Origin of the sequence: Amycolatopsis sp. WAC 04197, assembly GCF_003947475.1 — a bacterium.
Lineage (GTDB): Bacteria > Actinomycetota > Actinomycetes > Mycobacteriales > Pseudonocardiaceae > Amycolatopsis > Amycolatopsis japonica.
The window spans coordinates 96,315-114,123 of sequence record NZ_QHJK01000003.1; the positions used below are offsets into that span (position 1 = coordinate 96,315).

General features: G+C 69.2%; 20 protein-coding genes. 10 read left to right on the forward strand and 10 right to left on the reverse strand.

Annotation, left to right across the window (positions count from 1 at the left end):
- Nucleotides 1-46: 46 nt before the first annotated feature.
- Nucleotides 47-247 (forward strand): hypothetical protein, encoded by a 201-nt coding sequence (locus DMC64_RS13515; RefSeq protein WP_199754973.1) that lies wholly within the window; start codon nt 47-49, stop codon nt 245-247.
- Between the two features lie 67 nt (nt 248-314).
- Here DMC64_RS13515 and DMC64_RS13520 read toward each other — a convergent pair whose 3' ends face one another.
- Nucleotides 315-962, reverse strand: coding sequence for a response regulator transcription factor (locus DMC64_RS13520; protein ID WP_125733780.1), 648 nt, complete (start codon nt 960-962; stop codon nt 315-317).
- Nucleotides 950-2,149 (reverse strand): sensor domain-containing protein, encoded by a 1,200-nt coding sequence (locus DMC64_RS13525; protein ID WP_125733781.1) that lies wholly within the window; start codon nt 2,147-2,149, stop codon nt 950-952. Before DMC64_RS13525 ends, DMC64_RS13520 begins: the two co-directional genes overlap by 13 nt.
- Nucleotides 2,150-2,224: 75 nt before the next feature.
- Here DMC64_RS13525 and DMC64_RS13530 point away from each other — a divergent pair, with 75 nt between their 5' ends.
- The gene (locus DMC64_RS13530; protein ID WP_037338511.1) at nt 2,225-2,551 is read left to right on the forward strand and encodes a putative quinol monooxygenase; all 327 of its coding nucleotides are present in this window, start codon (nt 2,225-2,227) and stop codon (nt 2,549-2,551) included.
- Here the strand turns inward: DMC64_RS13530 and DMC64_RS13535 are convergent.
- Nucleotides 2,535-3,398 (reverse strand): alpha/beta fold hydrolase, encoded by an 864-nt coding sequence (locus DMC64_RS13535; RefSeq protein ID WP_125733782.1) that lies wholly within the window; start codon nt 3,396-3,398, stop codon nt 2,535-2,537. The two genes, DMC64_RS13530 and DMC64_RS13535, sit on opposite strands and share 17 nt — an antisense overlap.
- A gap of 110 nt (nt 3,399-3,508) precedes the next feature.
- On the opposite strand from DMC64_RS13535, the gene DMC64_RS13540 reads away from it, so the two are divergent.
- The 3 genes from DMC64_RS13540 to DMC64_RS13550 all read left to right on the forward strand — a co-directional run bounded on the left by DMC64_RS13540 (nt 3,509) and on the right by DMC64_RS13550 (nt 7,087).
- Entirely contained in the window at nt 3,509-4,417 is a 909-nt protein-coding gene (locus DMC64_RS13540) for a diiron oxygenase (RefSeq protein ID WP_016334557.1), read from the forward strand.
- Between the two features lies 1 nt (nt 4,418).
- A complete protein-coding gene (locus DMC64_RS13545) occupies nt 4,419-5,924 on the forward strand; it encodes an FAD-dependent oxidoreductase (protein WP_125733783.1) in 1,506 nt (501 codons plus the stop codon).
- A 209-nt stretch (nt 5,925-6,133) separates the two neighbouring features.
- Nucleotides 6,134-7,087, forward strand: a complete 954-nt coding sequence (locus tag DMC64_RS13550; RefSeq protein ID WP_125733784.1) for an Lrp/AsnC family transcriptional regulator — start codon at nt 6,134-6,136, stop codon at nt 7,085-7,087.
- Here the strand turns inward: DMC64_RS13550 and DMC64_RS13555 are convergent.
- From DMC64_RS13555 to DMC64_RS13585, 7 genes are all read right to left on the reverse strand, one after another.
- The gene (locus DMC64_RS13555; RefSeq protein ID WP_125733785.1) at nt 7,076-8,299 is read right to left on the reverse strand and encodes a cytochrome P450; all 1,224 of its coding nucleotides are present in this window, start codon (nt 8,297-8,299) and stop codon (nt 7,076-7,078) included. The two genes, DMC64_RS13550 and DMC64_RS13555, sit on opposite strands and share 12 nt — an antisense overlap.
- Nucleotides 8,300-8,400: 101 nt before the next feature.
- On the reverse strand, nt 8,401-9,354 hold the full coding sequence (locus DMC64_RS13560) for a PDR/VanB family oxidoreductase (RefSeq protein WP_125733786.1): 954 nt from the start codon (nt 9,352-9,354) through the stop codon (nt 8,401-8,403).
- Nucleotides 9,355-9,369: 15 nt separating this feature from the next.
- Nucleotides 9,370-10,119 carry an SDR family NAD(P)-dependent oxidoreductase gene (locus DMC64_RS13565; RefSeq protein WP_125733787.1) on the reverse strand — a complete coding sequence of 250 codons (750 nt, stop codon included), beginning with the start codon at nt 10,117-10,119 and terminating at the stop codon, nt 9,370-9,372.
- The gene (locus DMC64_RS13570) at nt 10,116-10,610 is read right to left on the reverse strand and encodes an aromatic-ring-hydroxylating dioxygenase subunit beta (RefSeq protein WP_125733788.1); all 495 of its coding nucleotides are present in this window, start codon (nt 10,608-10,610) and stop codon (nt 10,116-10,118) included. Before DMC64_RS13570 ends, DMC64_RS13565 begins: the two co-directional genes overlap by 4 nt.
- On the reverse strand, nt 10,603-11,898 hold the full coding sequence (locus tag DMC64_RS13575) for a Rieske 2Fe-2S domain-containing protein (protein WP_125733789.1): 1,296 nt from the start codon (nt 11,896-11,898) through the stop codon (nt 10,603-10,605). Before DMC64_RS13575 ends, DMC64_RS13570 begins: the two co-directional genes overlap by 8 nt.
- A 5-nt stretch (nt 11,899-11,903) precedes the next feature.
- On the reverse strand, nt 11,904-12,275 hold the full coding sequence (locus tag DMC64_RS13580) for a hypothetical protein (RefSeq protein ID WP_016334550.1): 372 nt from the start codon (nt 12,273-12,275) through the stop codon (nt 11,904-11,906).
- Nucleotides 12,276-12,313: 38 nt separating this feature from the next.
- Nucleotides 12,314-13,453 (reverse strand): acyl-CoA dehydrogenase family protein, encoded by a 1,140-nt coding sequence (locus DMC64_RS13585; RefSeq protein WP_125733790.1) that lies wholly within the window; start codon nt 13,451-13,453, stop codon nt 12,314-12,316.
- 159 nt (nt 13,454-13,612) lie between these two features.
- Here DMC64_RS13585 and DMC64_RS13590 point away from each other — a divergent pair, with 159 nt between their 5' ends.
- The 5 genes from DMC64_RS13590 to DMC64_RS13610 all read left to right on the forward strand — a co-directional run bounded on the left by DMC64_RS13590 (nt 13,613) and on the right by DMC64_RS13610 (nt 17,800).
- A complete protein-coding gene (locus DMC64_RS13590) occupies nt 13,613-15,100 on the forward strand; it encodes a PAS domain-containing sensor histidine kinase (protein WP_125733791.1) in 1,488 nt (495 codons plus the stop codon).
- Between the two features lie 70 nt (nt 15,101-15,170).
- A complete protein-coding gene (locus DMC64_RS13595) occupies nt 15,171-15,671 on the forward strand; it encodes a flavin reductase (protein WP_037338480.1) in 501 nt (166 codons plus the stop codon).
- On the forward strand, nt 15,668-15,928 hold the full coding sequence (locus DMC64_RS13600) for a hypothetical protein (protein ID WP_037338477.1): 261 nt from the start codon (nt 15,668-15,670) through the stop codon (nt 15,926-15,928). The genes DMC64_RS13595 and DMC64_RS13600 overlap by 4 nt, the downstream gene beginning before the upstream one ends.
- The gene (locus DMC64_RS13605) at nt 15,925-17,148 is read left to right on the forward strand and encodes an amidase (protein WP_125733792.1); all 1,224 of its coding nucleotides are present in this window, start codon (nt 15,925-15,927) and stop codon (nt 17,146-17,148) included. Before DMC64_RS13600 ends, DMC64_RS13605 begins: the two co-directional genes overlap by 4 nt.
- A gap of 10 nt (nt 17,149-17,158) precedes the next feature.
- A complete protein-coding gene (locus tag DMC64_RS13610; protein ID WP_125733793.1) occupies nt 17,159-17,800 on the forward strand; it encodes a response regulator transcription factor in 642 nt (213 codons plus the stop codon).
- The last annotated feature ends 9 nt before the right edge of the window (nt 17,801-17,809 follow it).

Below are 17,809 nucleotides of genomic sequence, written 5' to 3' on the forward strand. Positions count from 1 at the left end.
AACGTTGCGAAAGTGGCTTTCGCAACCCTCCGTTTAGGACCTCACGATGGTGTCAACCACGACGTCGCCATGCTGCGGATCCGGGCGGATCGAGCTGGCGAAATTCCATCGGCCGAAGGCCATAGTGCCTGAGCCTGCCCGCCCTCCGGCGAACACGCTGGGCATCCGGCGCGTCATGTTCGCGGTCGACGACACCGACGTTGTCGCCCGCCTGCGCTCGCATGGCGCCGAACGTCCGCGGTCCTGAGGGATCGCCGTGGGGCTCGCGGAAGAAACTCGGGTCCTTCATGTACTTGCCGCCAGGACCGCGGGTGTCAGCCTTTACCGCCCAAGTAGGCCAGCACCGCCAAGACCCGCCGATGCCCGCTGTCCTCCGGCAACCCGAGCTTCGCGAAGATGTTCCGGATGTGCTTGTGCACCGCGCCGTCGCTCACCACCAGCAGTTCGGCGATGGTGGTGTTGTTGTAGCCCTCCGCCATCAGCCCGAGCACCTCGCGTTCGCGCGCGGTCAGCCCTTCGAGCGGATCGGTCGCCCGGCGGTGCGCCATCAGCTGGGTGATCACCTCGGGGTCCATCGCCGTCCCGCCCTTGACGACCCGGTCCAGCGCGTCGAGGAACTTCTCGACCTTCCCCACCCGCTCCTTGAGCAGATACCCGACGGCACCCTTGCCGTCGGCCAGGAGTTCCGCCGCGTAGCCGGTTTCGACATGCGCGGACAGCACGAGCACGGGCAGCCCGGGGTGCATCTTCCGCGCCTTGACGGCCGCGCGGAGGCCCTCGTCGGTGTGGGTCGGCGGCAGCCGGACGTCGGTGATCACCGCGTCGGGCCGGTCCTTGGCGACGAGTTCGAGGAACTCCTCCACGTCGTCCACCGCGGCGACGACATCGATGCCCGAGGTGTTCAGCAGCATCACCAGGCCTTCGCGCAGCAGCGCGTCGTCCTCGACGATCACGACCCGCATGGCAACTCCACTTTCAGTACGGTCGGCCCACCGGCGGGGCTCGACAGTTTCAAGGTCCCGTCGAAGGCTTCGGCCCGTTTGCGGATCCCGGACAGACCGCTGCCCGCGGCTTCGTCGGCGCCGCCGTGGCCGTCGTCGCGGATTTCGATGAGCAGGGTGTCGGCGGTGCCGTCGAGGGTGATCCAAGCGTGTTCGGCGCCGGAATGCTTGGTGATGTTGGCCAGCATCTCGGCGACGACGAAGTAGGCGGCCGCTTCGACGGCGGCGGGACGGCGGCTGCGGCTGCGGACGTCCACAGTGCACGGAACCGGGCAGCGGTCGGCCAGCGCGGTGACGGCGCCGTCGAGGCCGCGGTCGGTCAGCAATGGCGGATGGATGCTGCGCACGACGGTCCGGAGTTCGGCGAGCGCGCCGGTCGCGGTGTCCTGCGCCTTGCCGAGCAGCTCCCGCGCCCGTTGCGGATCTTTGTCGAAGAGCGAATCGGCGATCCCCAGCTGCAGGACCACCGCGGCGATCCTCGCCTGGGTCCCGTCGTGCAGGTCGCGTTCGAGGCGACGGAGTTCGGCGCCGTGGGCCTCCAGCGCGGCGGCGCGCGACGCGGCCAGTTCGACGACGCGGTCGGTCAGCACCACCCTGGGCGCCGGCCCGAGCAGCCTGCGCGCGATGGAAGCCTGCCAGCGGGCCAGACGGGGATACAGGAACAGGAGCGCGATCATGCCGGCGCCGGTGACCGCGCTGAGCGCCGCGAGCGGCCACGACGTGACCATGAACCCGAGCGAGCTTTCCACTCCGCCGGGCACCATGGGCCAGATGAACGCCGTGAGGATCTGGCGGACCCCGCCGAGCGGAAAGGCGATGGCGAAGATGCCGATGAGGAAACCGGTGGCGGCGTGGAAGGCGAGCCAGGCCAGATCCCGTCGCGAGGCAGGATCGGTCACCGGGTTCCCGGATCGGTACGGCTCGGGGATGGGCTCGTCCAGCAGGCGGGCCGATCGCCGTCGTTCGAAGTTGACCGGATACCTGATCAGCCTGAGCGCGTGCGGCACCGCCGGGATCCCGACACCGAACGGGCACATCATCAGCACGAACAGCATGCCGACGAGGACGAACCAGGAGACGATGGACGAGGCCGCGCCGACCGCCAGGTACCGGATCGCGGACCAACAGGACCGGAGCCGGGTGATCACCCCGTCAGTCTTTCATCCGGCCGCCGGCGGCCTCGGAGCGGAGCGCGTGAAGGCCCGCTTTGCGATACTCGGACCATGATCCTGATCGTTCTCAAAGCACAGATCCGCCCCGAGAAGCGCACCGAATGGCTCGCGGGTATCGAGCGCTACACGCAGCAGGTGCGTAGCGAACCGGGCAACATTTCGTTCGACTACTACCAGAACGCCGGCGACGAGAACGAATTCGTCCTCGTCGAGGTCTTCGCCGACAGCGCCGCCGGTGACGCGCACGTCGCCACGCAGCACGCGCAGGAGTTCTTCCCGTTCATGGCGACCGTCGTCGCCGAGAAGCCCCGGATCAACTACCAGAACCTCGACGGCGACGCGTGGTCGGAGATGGCCGAGGTCACACCGGTCGACTAGCGGCCTCCGTGGCGGTGCGGTCAATGATGGCGGCGAGCGTCGTGGCCGCTTCTTCGGGCACCCAGTGGCTGACGCCGGTCAGGATTTCGAGCCGGTAGGCGGCGTCGACGTACTGGCCGGCGAGTTCGGCGCTGCGCCGGGACAGGGCGGTGTCGCCGTCGCTCCAGACGTGGGTGGTCGGCACGGTGACCCGGGCGCGGAGGGCGGCCGGGTGGTTGAAGACCATCGCGCGGTACCAGTTCAGTCCGCCGGTGAGGGCTCCGCCGCGGACGATGTCCTGGCGGACCTGGTCGATCTGGGCGGGTGTCATCCCGGTGCCGGCCAGCGTGCGTTCCAGTACGCGTGGCCGGCTCCGGATGGCGAGTTCGGGCAGCCAGGGGAGCTGGAAGAGGAACATGTAGTACGACCGGATCAGCTGGTCGCTGCCGAGCATCGCGCGGAGGAACGCCCCGGGATGGGGGACCGACACGGTGGTCAGGGAGGTGACCAGGTCGGGTCGGCGGGCCGCGGTCGACCAGGCGGCGACGGCACCCCAGTCGTGTCCGACGAGGTGGACCGGCCCGGTGCCGAGGGTGTCGATGAGGGCGACGGTGTCAGCCACCAGACGGCTGGATCGGTAGGCGAAGCGGCCCCGCGGGCGTGCGCGGGGTGAGTAGCCGCGCTGGTCGGGCACGATCGTGCGGTATCCGCGCTGGTGGAGCAGGGCGGCGGTGTCGGCCCAGGAGGCGCCGGTCTGCGGGAAGCCGTGCAGCAGGACGACGATGTCGCCGTCGAGCGGGCCGGTGTCCCGGACGTCGAAGACGAGTCCGTCGTGGTCGAAGGTGGCGATGCGGCGGGGCGCGGTCATGGGCGGATTTCCCCTTCTTTCGTGGACTGCTCGTATATGTTACCTTGAGTAACAGTGAATCGCGGTAACAGGTAGCCGCGCACTCTGTCGACGTCGTCAGGGAGGTCCGTATGACCAGCACCGATGTGCCACGAACGGCCGGGGCAGGCCGCCACGAGACCGCGCAGCGGCTCCTCGATTCGTCCGCGATGCTGTCCTACGACCCGGCCACCGAGGTGGACTGGGAGACGCCGCTGGACAAGGACTTCCACGGTGCCAGCCCGGAGTGGAGCACGCTCTACGGCACGAGCTACTGGGCCGAGATGAGCCCGGAGCAGCAGAAAGAGCTCACGCGCCAGGAAGCCGCTTCCGTGGCGAGCACCGGGATCTGGTTCGAGATGATCCTGCAGCAGATGGTCCTGCGCGACTTCTACGCCAAGGACCCGACCGATCCGGCGTTCCAGTGGGCGCTGACCGAGATCGCGGACGAATGCCGTCACTCGATCATGTTCGCCCGCGGCGCGGCGAAGCTCGGCGCGCCGCCGTACCGCCCGCGCAAACTCGCCGTCGAACTCGGCCGGATCTTCAAGGCGACGGCCAGCGGCGAAGCGGCGTATGCGGCGATCCTCGTCGCCGAGGAAGTCCTCGACGTCATGCAGCGCGACTGGATGCGGGACGAGCGCGTGGTCCCGTTCGTGCGCACCATCAACAACATCCACGTGGTCGAAGAGTCCCGGCACATGAAGTTCGCCAGGGAAGAGACGCGTGAGCAGCTGGAGGGCGCGGGTTTCCTGCGCCGCCGGATCAACGCGCTGGTCATCGCGATCGCTTCGTACTTCATCGTCAGCAGCATGATCAACCGCGACGTGTACAAGCACGCGGGACTCGACACCAAGCGCGCGTTGCGCGAGGCGAAGGCCAACGAGCACCACAAGTCGATGATGCGGTCGAGCTGTGCCGGGCTGATGGAGTTCCTCGGCTCGTGCGGCCTGCTCACCCGCCCCGCGCTGGTGTTCTACAAGCGGGCGAACCTGATCTGACATGGCCTTCGCGATCACCCAGACCTGCTGCAACGACGCCACCTGCGTGTCGGTCTGCCCGGTCAACTGCATCCACCCGACGCCGGACGAGCCCGATTTCGGCACCACCGAGATGCTCTACGTCGATCCGGACACGTGCATCGACTGCGGGGCCTGCGCGGACGCCTGTCCGGTGGACGCCATCTTCCCGGCGGACCTGCTGACCGGACCGCTCCAGGTCTACGCGGGAATCAACGCGGCCTTCTACGCCGACCGCGAGCCCGTCGCCTCGGTGGATCCGGCGCCGAACTTCCACCGGTGGAGTCCGCCGACGTTCGACCGAGCCATCCCGAGCGACTTCGCGCCGCCGGACATCGCCGTCGTCGGCACCGGCCCCGCCGGTATGTACGCGGTGGAGGACCTGCTTCTCCACACGAACGCGCGGGTCACGCTGATCGACCGGCTGCCGGTCGCCGGCGGGCTCGTCCGCTATGGCGTCGCCCCTGACCACCCCGCCACGAAGCGGATCGGCGAGACCTTCTCGCGTCTTCACGAGCATCCGCGGCTGAAGATGCGCCTGGGCACCGAGATCGGGCGCGACGTGTCGGTGGACGAGCTGGCCGAGCGGCACGACGCCGTCGTCTACGCGGTCGGTGCCTCGTCCGCGCGCCGGCTCGGCCTGGACGGCGAGGATCTGCCCGGCAGTATCGCCGCGACCACCGTCGTCGCCTGGTACAACGGCCATCCGGACGTGCCCGCGAACGCGGTCGACCTGTCCGCGGAACGTGTCGTCCTGGTCGGCACCGGGAACGTCGCGCTGGACGTGGCCCGGATCCTCACCGCCGACCCCGACGACCTCGCCGGGACGACGATCGCCACGCACGCCCTGGAACGCCTGCGCACCAGCAAGATCCGGGAGGTCGTACTGCTCGCCCGGCGCGGACCGGAGGACGCGGCCTACACGTCGCCGGAGCTGCTCGCGCTCGCGGGACGCGCCGGTGTGCCGCTCGTCGTCGACGACGCCGACCCGCGCACCACGGCAGCGATCGAGGCGGGCACCGGCAAGGCGGCGCTGCTGCGCGACCTCGGCCGGGAGACCGTCGACTGGACCGTTCCGCCGGGTTCGGACGCTCGCCGGATCGTCCTGCGGTTCCACTCCGCGCCCACCGAGATCGTGGGCGACACCCAGGTGCGCGGCGTGCGCGTCACGGGGCAGGAGGGGCCGGTGGAGATCGCCGCCGGTCAGGTCGTCCGCGCTGTCGGCTATCGCGGAGTCCCGGTGCCGGGGCTTCCGTTCGACGACGACCGCGGCACGATCCCGAACACGGCCGGTCGCGTCGACGGGCGCAGCGGCGCCTACGTGGTCGGCTGGATCAAACGCGGTCCCTCGGGCGGGATCGGCGCGAACCGAACTTGTGCGCGGGAGACCGTGGCGACCTTGCTGGAGGACATCACTTCCGGCGCGCTTCCGGTGCGGGCGCGGCGATCGCCGGTGGCCGCGCTGGCCGCACGGTTCCGCGGTCGGTGACGCGACGGTTGCCCGGACTCGCGTGATCAGACGCGTGACTCGCGTGATCAGAGACGTAACTCGTGTGATTGGACGCCGCACTCGGTGTTCCGCCTCTGATCACGCGAGTTCCGGCTTCGATCACGCGTGTGCGGCTTTCGCGACGCCGACCTGACCGGGTCCGACAAGACTCGCTCGACATCTGGCGGAATCGGCCACATCATGGGCGGATGGATCCACTCGATCTCCGCATCATCGGGGCCCTGCAGGTGGACGGCCGGGCGTCGTGGCGGCGTATCGCCGAAGCGCTCGGCGCCCCCGAGCGCACCGTGGCCCGGCGCGGGGTTCGGCTGCTGGAAACCGGGATCGTCACGGTGACGGCGGTGACGCCCTACGGCGTGCCGATGCTGGTGCGCGCCAAATGCACCGCCGGGCTCGCCAGGACGGCCGCGACCGCGCTGGCCCGCCGCGCCGAGGCGAGCTTCTGCTACCTGCTCACCGGGCAGGCCGAGGTCGCCGCCGAGGTGTGCTGCTCGCGCGAGCGGCTCTCGGCCTACCTGTCGGAGGACATCGCCACGACCCCCGGACTGCACGAGATCACCGCGGATCCCATCACGAAGTACTACCGGACCGTGCACGAATGGCAGCCGGGGATCCTGACCGCGGCGGAAGTGGCCGAACTCAGCGAACTTCCCCAGCTGACGCCGCAACCCCGGCATCCGGACGGTGACGTCTTCACCCCGGACAAGCGCGCGCTCGTCCGGGCGTTGCGCGAGGACGGCAGGCGGACGCACGAGGAACTCGCCCGGCTGGTCGGGGTGTCGGAGTCGACGGTGCGCCGCCGGGTGGAGTCGCTGCGCCGGAGCGGGGAGATGTTCATCCGCGCCGTCGTCGAACCGGCGGTGCTCGGCCTGCCGATCGAAGCCTTGCTGTGGATCCGCAGCCGTCCGTCCGATGTGGACGGACTCGGCCGGGAGCTGCTCGCCTCGCCGTACGTCCGGTACGCCGCGGCGACCATGGGGGAGCACCAGCTGATGGCCGACGTGACACTGCCCGATTTCGAGACCCTGCACCGGTTCGTCGCCGAATCGGACTGGGCGCGGCTCGCGGTTTCCGTGCACACCGGGCTGGTGACGAAGGGACTGAAGCGGAGCAGCGTGCTGACACCCGAGCTACGAGGCTGAAGCCGGGTTCTTGAGCCGGACCGGTAGCGATCGATGGCCGTTGGAGATGAACGAGTCGAGATGCCGTAGGGCGTCCGGCGGCGTCGCGAGAGTCATGTCCGGGAAACGCTCGAACAGGGCCGGAAGGGCGATCGCCGCCTCCAGCCGGGCCAGCGGCGCGCCGATGCAGAAATGCGCGCCGTACCCGAACGCGATATGCGCTTTGTCCTTCCGCGTCACGTCGAACGCGTCGGCGTCGTGCCCGTGCAGCGCCGGGTCACGGCCGGCGGCGGCGTAGCCCGCCAGAATCGCGTCGCCCTGCCGGATCACCACACCGGCGACGGCGATGTCCTCGACGGCGTAGCGCAACGGCAGGTTCGCCACGGGAGCCTGCCACCGCAAGGTTTCCTCGATCGCGTCGGTCCAGGGGACCTGCCCCGCGCGCAGCAGTGCGAGCTGATCGGGATGGGTCAACAGCGCGGTGATGGCCTGGTCGAGAAGATTCACGGTGGTTTCGTGACCGGCCGAGATGAACAGGATCAGGGTGTCGATCAGTTCGGTTTCGTCCAGCCGGGCGCCGTCGTCCTGCGCGGCGATGAGCGCGGTGGTGAGATCCTCGCCGGGGTTCTCCCGCTTGGCGGCGACGAGCTCGGTGAAGATCGAATGGATGTCCTGGTACGCGGCCAGCATCGCCTCCTGGCTCGCCGAAGTCCGGAAGAAGACGTCAACCGAGTGCCGCAGTCTGCCGCGGGCCGAGTCCGGTACGCCGAACAGGTGGCAGATCACTTCGATGGGCACCGGATAGGCGAAGTTCTCCCGCAGGTCCACGGGTTCGTCGGTGGGCAGGGCCGCGAGCCCGTCCAGCAGATCGGTGACGATCCGGGTGATCCAGGGCTCCAGCGTGGCGATCCTGCGCGCTGTGAAGGCCTGCGTCACGAGCGAGCGGAGCCGCCTGTGGTCGGCGCCGTAAGCGGTGAACATGTTCCGCACGTTGACCCACACCAGCAACGGCCAGTCCGCGCTGACCTCGGCCAGCGCCGGCCAGTGCTGCCGGGCGTCCTTGGACACCCGCGGGTCGCTGAGCAGGTCACGCAGGAGTTCGTAGCCGGTCACCGACCAGGCCACGACACCGCCAGGCAACTCGACCCGGGTGATCGGACCTTGCTCGCGAAGTCGTTCGTTCTCGGCGTGGATGTCTTGGCCGTTCGGGTCCAGAACCAGGGGACGCGTCACCGGGGATCACCCTTTCTCGGCGGAGCGGACCGGGTCCAGCGTGCCAGCGGCGGCCGTCGCCCGGCTATTCGCCAAACGGTGGTCGCCCAAACGGTGGTCGCTCAGTACAACTCGATGACGAGCCGGTCGGTGAGCGCGCGCGAAACGCAGAGTGCCATTTGACCCTCGCGGTCGGCGGCGGTCAGGCAGTTGTCCCGATGATCCGGGGTGCCTTCGAGCACCCCGGACACGCACGAGCCGCAAATCCCTTCCTCGCAGGACTTGAAGACCTCGATGCCGTTGTCCTCGAGCACCGCCAGGATCGATTTCCCGGCCGGTACCTCGAATTCCTCGCCGGTGTCGAGTTCGACGGTGAGGGGACGGTCGCCGGAGGTGTCCACCTCGGCGGCTTCGAAATGTTCGACGTGCACGTGGTCCGCGCCGACGACCGGGCCGAGCACGTCGCCGACCTGTCGCATGAAACCGTCGGGTCCACAGGTGTAGACGTGGGCCGACGGGGTGAGGCCTTCGGCGATCGTCCGGAGTACGGCGGGATGTCCGGCGCGGGGGACGCCGAAATGAAGCCGGACGCGGTCGGCGAACTCGACCCGTTCTTCGAGCAGTTCCACGAACGCCGCGGTTTCCCGCGAGCGCGCGAAGTAGTGCAGCTCGAATTCGCTGCCCCAGGTGTAGAGCTCGTAGGCCATCGAAAGCAGCGGCGTGATGCCGATACCGCCGGCGACGAGGACGTGCCGGTCCGCGTCTTCGGCGACGGTCAGCAGATTGCGCGGCTCGCTGATCTTGAGGTGGTCGCCGACCGAGACCTGGTGCATCGCCACGGATCCACCGCGCGAGGCCGGTTCCCGTTTGACCGCGATCAGGATCGAACGCGGGTCGTCGGGGGCGCCGCACAGCGAATACTGCCGCAGCACCCCCGTCGGGCCGACCACGTCGACGTGCGCCCCGGCCCGGTAACGGACGCGCAGCGGCTCGTCGTCCTGCCGGACCAGCCGCAGGGTACGGATTTCCGGTGTCTCCTCGGTGATTTCGACGACGCGGAAGAGGACGTTCGTCATCTGGATGCCTCCTGGTCAGCGCATGAACAGGCCGCCGTTCGCGTCCCAGCAGGCGCCGGTGACGGAGGCGGCTTCGGGGGAGGCGAGCAGCGCCACCATCTCGGCGATGAACGTCATGCTGCCCAGCCGTCCGACCGGGATGCCCGCCGTCAGCTTCGCGAGGTTCTTCTCACCGACGATCCGGTGGACCATGGGGCTGTCCTGCGGTCCGGGGGAGACCGCGTTCACGGTGACTCCCCGTGCGGCGAGCTCGCGGGCGAACACCTTGGTCGCGGTCAGGATCGCGCCCTTGGAGGACGCGTAGTGCCCGCCGGTCGACGTGCCGCCGTTCTGCCCGGCCAGCGAGGCCAGGTTGACGATCCGGCCGTATCCGGCTTCGGCCATGTGCGCGCCGAACAGCTGACAGGCGTGGAAGGTGCCGTTGAAGTTCACCGCCATCACCTCGTCGAGCTCCTGCGGCGTGATCTCCAGCAACGGTCGTGCCTGGGTGCGGGCGGCGTTGTTGACCAGCACCTGCACCCCGCCGAAATCGCCGAGCACCGACGCGAGCAACTGGTCGATGTCCTGGCGGCTGGCGACGTCGACGCGGTAGCTCTGAGCGTGGGCCCCGGTCCGGTCCAATTCGGTCGCGAGCCGTTTCGCGGCCGCCTCGTCGAGGTCGGCGATCGCCACCCGGTGACCACCGCTGTGCAAACGCCGCGCGATCTGCTCGCCGAGCCCGGTCGCCCCGCCGGTGACCACGGCGACCGGCGCGTTGCCGCTCACAGCAGGAATCCCGCGGCGGGAACGGCTTCGTCGGCGTTGACCAGCCGGACGACTTTGCGGGCGAAGCGGTCTTCGTCGGCACTGGCGCCGAGGCGGACGACGTAGTCGACGTCCGCGGCCCAGAGGTCGTGACGGCCGCGTTTGTACGCCACGATGATCTGGGCGGCCTTGAGCGTGACCGACCGGTCGTCGACGTCCGTGGGGATGAAGCGCGAGACGGTCCGCACGGTGATCGCCGAGTCCACCGCGGCGATCGCGTAGCCCTCGGTCATCCGCCGTACGCGCAACCCGCGCATCCGGGCGTCGTCGTTGACCATGTTGAGGACGTCGTCGAAATCCTCGGCGTCGCGTTCGATCGGGATGACGTACATCGCGTCTTCGGCGTAAAGCCCTTGCCAGGTCTCGTAGTCCTTGCCGTCCAACAGCGCGGCTTCGCGCCAGGCCAGCTCGATCGCACGGACCACCCGCGGATCGGTGAGGGTCTCAGTCATCGCTCATCATCCGCTTCCATTGGGCGTACGCCGCCCGCATCCCGGTCTCGTCGGTGACATGGCTGGTCGGCCAGCCTTCGGCGGAGGGCTTCTCGCGCCCCAGACCGCGGTTGACCATGATCGGCAGCTCGGGCGCGCCCTGGGCGCCGCGCTGCACCCGGTCCCAGCCCTCGGAGTCGTCCGGGGTGCCGAATCCGAAGGGACCCTGGAAGTGTTCGTGGGCGCGCAGCCGTTCGCGGTTGACCGGCCCGACGATCTCGGCCGGTCCGTCACTACCGAGGGCGACGTGCTCGATGACGGTCTCGTCGACGCTGATCGGGCGCAGCACCCGGAAGAACGAGATCGACATCGACACGTTCGGGAACAGGTTGAGGTTGAACCCCGTGCCGTGCACGGCACGGACGAGCCTGCGGATCTCGGCTTCGTCCGCCCCGGCCTCTTCGAGACGGGCGACCAGCCCGTCGAACCGCGGCTGGAGCGGTTCGCTGCCGTCGTCCGCGTCCAGGTCGGAGTGTTCGGGGACCATCTGCATCACCGAGTGGCCGTTCCCCAGATCGTGGGTGACCGCCGTCGGATCGGTCATGAACGACATCATCTCGGCGGTTTCGGCGTCGACCGAGGCCATCCAGGAGCGGTGCACGATGGGGAAGTGGTACCCATCAGTGGTGTTCTCCAGCTGGATCTTCCAGTTGCCCCGATAGGTGAACCGGTGGGTGCCGAGCACCTTCACCGGATAACCGCCGCCCTGCGCCATGAAGCGATCGATCCACAGCTTGACGTCGCCGAGGAAGTCGGCCAGCGGCTCGGCGTCGGCGTTCAGGGTCGCGAAGATCATCCCGCCGTAGGACTCGGTGCACAGGGTCTTCAGCCCGAGATCCGCCTTGTCCATCACGCCCTCGTACCCGTCGGGGTACGGGATGCCGCGCAGTTTGCCGTCCAGCCCGTAGGACCAGGCGTGATAGGGACAGGTGAATCCGTTGGCGTGGCCGGTCTTCTTCTCGCAGAGCGACGCGCCCCGGTGGCGGCAGCGGTTCACCAGCGTGCGGATCTCGCCCTTGCGGTCCTTGGTGACGATGACCGGATGCCGTCCGACATGGGTCGACTTGAAGCTGCCCGCCTTGGGCAGTTCCGATTCGTGGGCGACCCAGATCCAGGATCGCTCGAAGATCTTCGTCATCTCCTGGTCGAAGATCGCGGGGTCGGTGTACATCCGGCCGGCGACCCGGTCGCCGAGGACGAGGTCCGCGGGCGGCAGGTCGTACACGGTGGCGGCGGTGAAGTCGGTCATCGCGATCAGCCCCGATATTCGCGCGGTGTGAGGGCGCGGCCGATGCGCGCTTCGATCTTGGCGTACTTCCACAGCTTCCACGGGCTGTCGCCGACGGGTGTGGTGCGCAGGAAGTCGCACGCTTTCTTGACGGTCTCCTGCGTGTCGACGTCGCAGAGCAGGTAACAGGTCCACGGCCAGCCGTCGGACGGGCCGACCATATGCGAGTCGTCGTCGATGTCGCCGATGAAGTCCACACCGGGCAGGCCCTTGATGCCGTCCATCAGCGCGACGAAGGCGGTCCAGACGTCGCCGGCGGCGACGCCGCCTTCGGGCAGGTCGAAGAAGTTCTGGTTGATACCGATGCAGAACAGCACGCGCAACGGGGTATCGCTCATGGTGGTGGTCCAACTCCTCGTCAGCGGTCGGTGGTGGGTCACTGGAAGCCGGGAACGGTGGGCGGATGGCCCATCAGCACGGCACCCGCGGCGTCGTACATGGCCGGACCCAGGAAGGCGTGCTGCTGCGGGACGAGGGCGTCGCCGAGCAGCCATTGCAGCGGGTGGTCGTTGGCGATGGCCCCCGTCCCGGACAGGCCGATGACCCGGTTGACGGTGTCGGCGGCCGTCTTCGCGAGATGGGTCGAGGCCAGCCGGAGATGGGCGTTCTGATGCGGCACCACGGGATCGCCGCTCAGCACGGTCTGCCACGCCTCGTCGGTGACCTCGTAGAAGTACGCCCGTGCCGAACGCATCGTCGCCTCGGCTTCGGCCAGTCCCGTCCGGTAGTAGGCGCGGTCGGCGAGTTTCGGCGCACCCGTGACGCCCGAACGGCCACTGCCGACTTCGGTCGCGAAGTCGAGCGCCGCGCGGGCGACACCAGCACCGACGACCGCCAGCACCTGTGAGGCGTACGCGAGCGTGGGATAGCGGTACAACGGCTCGTCGATGGTGGGTTCACCGCCGCGGATGAACGTCCATTCGCGTGGCACCTCGACCTTGTCGACGACCAGGTCGAAGGAACCGGTGCCCTTCATCCCGACGACGTCCCACTCCTGGACGATCTCGACCTGCTCGGGCCGTAGCAGGGCGGTGCGCGGCTTTCCGGCCGTCGTGTCGTCGCCGGGGATCCCGACGCCGAGGACGTCCGCACCCATGCAGCCGCTCGCGAACTTCCAGCGCCCGTCGACCAGGAAGCCGGAGGCGGTCGGCTCGGCTCGTTGCACGGGGAAGAGGCCACCGGCGAAACACACGTCCGGACCGTGGGCGTACAGCTCGGCCTGCGTCTCGACTGGCAGCGCCGCGAGGTACACCAGCGCGGAGCCGAAGCTGGCCACCCATCCGGTGGATCCGTCGACGACGGAGATCCGCTCCACCATCCGCAGGAATTCCGCCGGGGGCAGGGGCCTGCCGCCGAACCGTCCGGGCGTCGCGGAACGGTAAACGCCTATCGCCTTGAGCCGATCGACGAAGTCGCGGGAGACGTACCTCTGGTCCCGGAACTCCTGACGGCGCTCGAGGAGTTCGGCCAGGACATCGTCGAGTGTCACGGCCGGGCTCTCCTGGATCTGGGCCATCGAGCGCTCCTCGCGTCGTAGGGAAGATGTCTCCGACGCTAGGGATCATCGCCGCGTGTGGCCATTGGTCATTGCCTGCCGGTGGCCGGGGATTCCCACGCAGAGGGGTAGGGGAAATCCTTACCGGAGGGCCCGGCGGCGAACTCCTATGCTGAGGCCGTGGAGGTCGACCCGATCGCGCCCGAGCTGGCCACCGGCGACTTCGTGGCGATGATGAACGCCTCGAAGGTGTGCGTGCTGGTCCACGACGCGGCGACCAAGAACATCCTGTGGGCCAATCCCGCCGCGTGCGAGATGCTCGAATTCAGTCTTTCCGAGCTGCGCCCGCTCAAGGCCAACCACATGAGCAGCTCCGCCCAGCAGTACGACCGGGTGATCGGGCGGGCGTGGCTCCAGGCGGCGGTGGAACACGGTTCGAGCCGGATCGTGTGGCACTACCGGAGCAAATCCGGCCGGGTCATCCCCACCGACGCGGTCGCCATCCGGGTCGAACTGGAGCGCGGGCCCGCGGTGATGGTCCAGTTCCGCGACATCCAGCGCGCGGAGGAGATCGAACGAGAGCTGAAGCTGACGACGTCGTACGTCGACGCGCTGGCACGGCACACCTCGACCGTGGCGTTCATGCTCGACGCCGCCGGCGCGGTGCGGTTCGCGACGGACAGCGCGCTGACGTTCCTCGGCCTGACCGGCGACGACGATCGGCTCGCGGGGGAGCCGCTGACCGCGTACGCACGGCTGTACCTGGGCGGCAGGCCGGTGCGCTGGGCCGAGGTGGTCGCCGGCGCCGATCCGGTCGGGCCGGTGCAGCTGGAGCTGCCGGGGGAGAGCTCGACCTGGCTGGAAGGGAGCCTGGAGCGGCTTTCCGAGTCCGAGGTCGACGCGTATCTGATGATCCTGCACGACGTGTCCGAGCGTGTCCGCGGCGAAGCACGGCGAGAGCTGGAACTGCGGCACGAGAACTACTTGGCGCGCTACAACGCCATGGGAGACATGGCGATGGCGATCGCCCACGAGCTCGGGCAGCCGCTGGCCGCCGCCGCGAACTTCATCGCGGGGATCCGCGCGCGGGCCGCCACGATGGCGGACGGCGGTGACGTCCGCGAGCAGATGGGCTACGGCCTGGACAGCGTCGCCCGCCAGATCGACCGGGCCAAGGACATCGTCGGTTCGCTGCGGTCCTTCGTCGGACATCTGGAACAGGTCGAGCAGGTGGTCGACCTGAACGAGATCGTCCGGGAGTGCCTGTACTTCATCGAGCTGAGCGCCGCGCCGAACTCCGTCGCCGTCGAGGTCCGGCTCGACCCGGCGCCGGTGCTGGTGCGGTGTGAACGCGTCCTCACCGGGCAGGTGGTGATGAACCTCTGCCTCAACGCGATCGACGAGACCACCGAATGCGAACCCGTGCAGCGGCGGATCACAGTGGGCACCGAGGCCAAGGAAGGGGTCGGCGTCCTCACCGTCGACGATCACGGCCGTGGTGTCGCCAGGGATCCGTTCGCCGAGTCCTTCACCAGCAAACCCGGTGGCAGCGGGATCGGGCTGGCGCTGAGCCACCGCATCATCACCCGGCAGCACGGGAGCATCTGGGCCGAGCGGCGGGACGGCGGGGGCTCGCGGTTCGGATTCGCGCTGCCGCTGGACACGTAAGGGAAATCCTCAGGCGGCGCGGTGGAAGTCGGGATATCGCCGGTTTCGGCCCCGGCTCTAGCGTCGAGGTATGCCCGATGAGCTGACCACCACCCAGCGACGGTTTCGCGCGGCGATGGCGAACCTTTCGACGGCTGTCAACATCGTCACCACCGACGGCGTCAGCGGCCGCGCCGGCATCACGGTGAGCGCGGTCTGCTCGGTCACCGACTCGCCGCCGACGCTGCTGGTCTGCGTCAACCAGTCGAGCTACACGCACGACATCTTCCGGACCAACGGCAGGATGGCCATCAACGTCCTGGCCCCCCAGCACGAGGATCTCGCCCTGCAGTTCGCCGGGGCGACGGACGTGCCGATGCTCGACCGGTTCCGGTTCGAGGTCTGGGATCACGACAGGTTCCGCATCCCCGTCGTCCGCGACGCGGCCGCCGTCCTCATCGGAGGAGTCGGTGCCGAGTTCACGCAGGGCACGCACACGGTGCTTTTCGTCGAGGTCGAGGACGTCTTCGTCGACGAGGACGCCGGGGGCCTCGCCTACTTCCGCCGCGAGTTCCACCGGATCGCGCCATGAGCGAGCGCACGACGTTGATGTGTTACAACGACAACCACGGCTACGGCTGGCGCCATGTGGATCTGTTCGTGCACGACGCCGAGGGCCGTGAGCTGAACTGGGTCCACTGGCAGGCCCCGGCCGACGGTCCCGACGCCGCCGACGAGGTGACGGCGCGGGTCGAACCGAGGCTGAAGCGGACGTCCGAGTGGCGGCACGCGGTCAGCGCCGGCGGCGTCGACTACTGGGAAGCGGACGCCGCTTGGGAGGACGAGTGAACCTCAGGCGCCCGTGGTCGCTGCGGGAACTCGTCCAGGACCTGCGGCAGGGGCGCACCACTCCGGAAGCGGCCGCGAAACGCGCGCTCGCCCGGATCGCCGAAACGGACGCGGAGCTGCGCGCCTGGGTCGACCGGACGGACTTCCTGCCGGGCGCGGGTGTGCCACTCGGGGTCAAGGACATCATCGATCTGGCGGGTGTGCCCACCCGTTGCGGTTCGACACTGCGCGCGGAAGCCGTTCCGGCGACGGCGGACGCGGCGATCGTGACCGCGTGGCGCGCGGCCGGGATGGCTCCGCTCGGAAAGACGGTCACCACCGAGTTCGCGTTCTTCGCGCCCGGTCCGACCCGGAATCCAGCGGCTCTCGGCCATACCCCGGGCGGCTCGTCGAGCGGGTCGGCGGCCGCGGTCGCGTCCGGGCAGGTGCCGTTGGCGCTCGGTTCGCAGACCGCCGGGTCGGTCACCAGGCCGGCGTCGTACTGCGGGGTCGCGTCGCTGGTGATGAGCCACGGCCGGTACCCGGTCACCGGGGTGACGGGATTGAGCCCCAGCCTGGACAGCCACGGCGTCTTCGCGGCCACGGCCGCCGACCTCGCGCTCGCGTGGTCCGCGCTGACCGGCGATCCCGCACGGGAATCGCGTCCGCCGCGGATCCTGGTGTGGTCCGCCGACGCGCTCGACGTCGTCGAAGCACCGATGCGGCATGCGCTGACCCAAGCGGCGAAGCGTCTGCAGGACGCCGGGGCGACCGTCGAGCCGTTCCGCGACGAACAGCTGATGGTCGAGCTGACGGCCGCGCATCCCGTCGTGATGGCGTACGAAGCCGCGCGGGAAAGGGCCACGGAACTCGCGGTGGCCGAGCGCTTGAGCGCTCCCTTGGCGCAGTTGCTCCAGACCGGTGCCGCGACCTCGGCCGACGAGTACGAAACCGCCCGCGCCACCATCGCCGACGGCGCCGTCCGTCTGGCCGACGCTTTCGACGTCGTACTCGGCCCGGCTGCACCCGGCGCGGCGCCACACGGACTGGACGCGACCGGGAACCCGGTGCTGAGCCGAGGCTGGCAGGCGCTCGGCCTGCCCGTGGTCACCATTCCCGGATTCACCGACCCGGCGGGTCTGCCGCTCGGTCTGCAACTCGTCGGCCGTCACGGCGGGGACGACGAACTGCTCGGGCACGCGTGCTGGGCGGAGCGGGTGCTCGCCGGGGATTCATGGTAAGGAGCTCTCCATGGTCACCACCGATTCCGCGTCCGGCGGCGAGACGTCGCCGGTGGTCTACATCGTCGACGACGACGAGGCCATCCGCCAATCCCTGGTGTTCCTGCTGGAGAGCGTCGGGATCCAGGCGCTCGTCTACCCGGACGGGCCGACCTTCCTGGAGGAGTTCGACCCCGACGAACCGAGCGTGCTGATCATCGACGTCCGGATGCCGGGGCTCAGCGGCCTGCAACTGCAGGAGAAGCTGGTCGCCCGTGATTTCCCGGCCCCGGTGATCTTCTGTTCCGCGCATGGCGACATCCCGATGTCGGTGCGGGCGCTGCGCCTTGGTGCCGTCGACTTCCTCGAGAAACCGTACGAGCCGCAGCGGATGCTGGAGGTCGTCCAGGCGCAGCTGGTGGTCGCGGCGGAACGGTTCGCGGAGGCCGCTTGCCGCAAAGCCGTCGCCGAGCGGATCGCGACGCTGACCCCGCGCGAACGGGAGGTGCTCCGGCTGGTGATCGACGGTCTGCCCAGCCAGCTGATCGCGCGGCGGCTGGGCACGAGCGTGAAGACCGTCGACGTGCACCGGGCCCGGATCAAGGCCAAGACCGAGTCGGACAGCCTCGGCACTCTGGTGCGTGATGTCCTTCAGCACCAGGTCACCGTGTAGGTGCGGTGG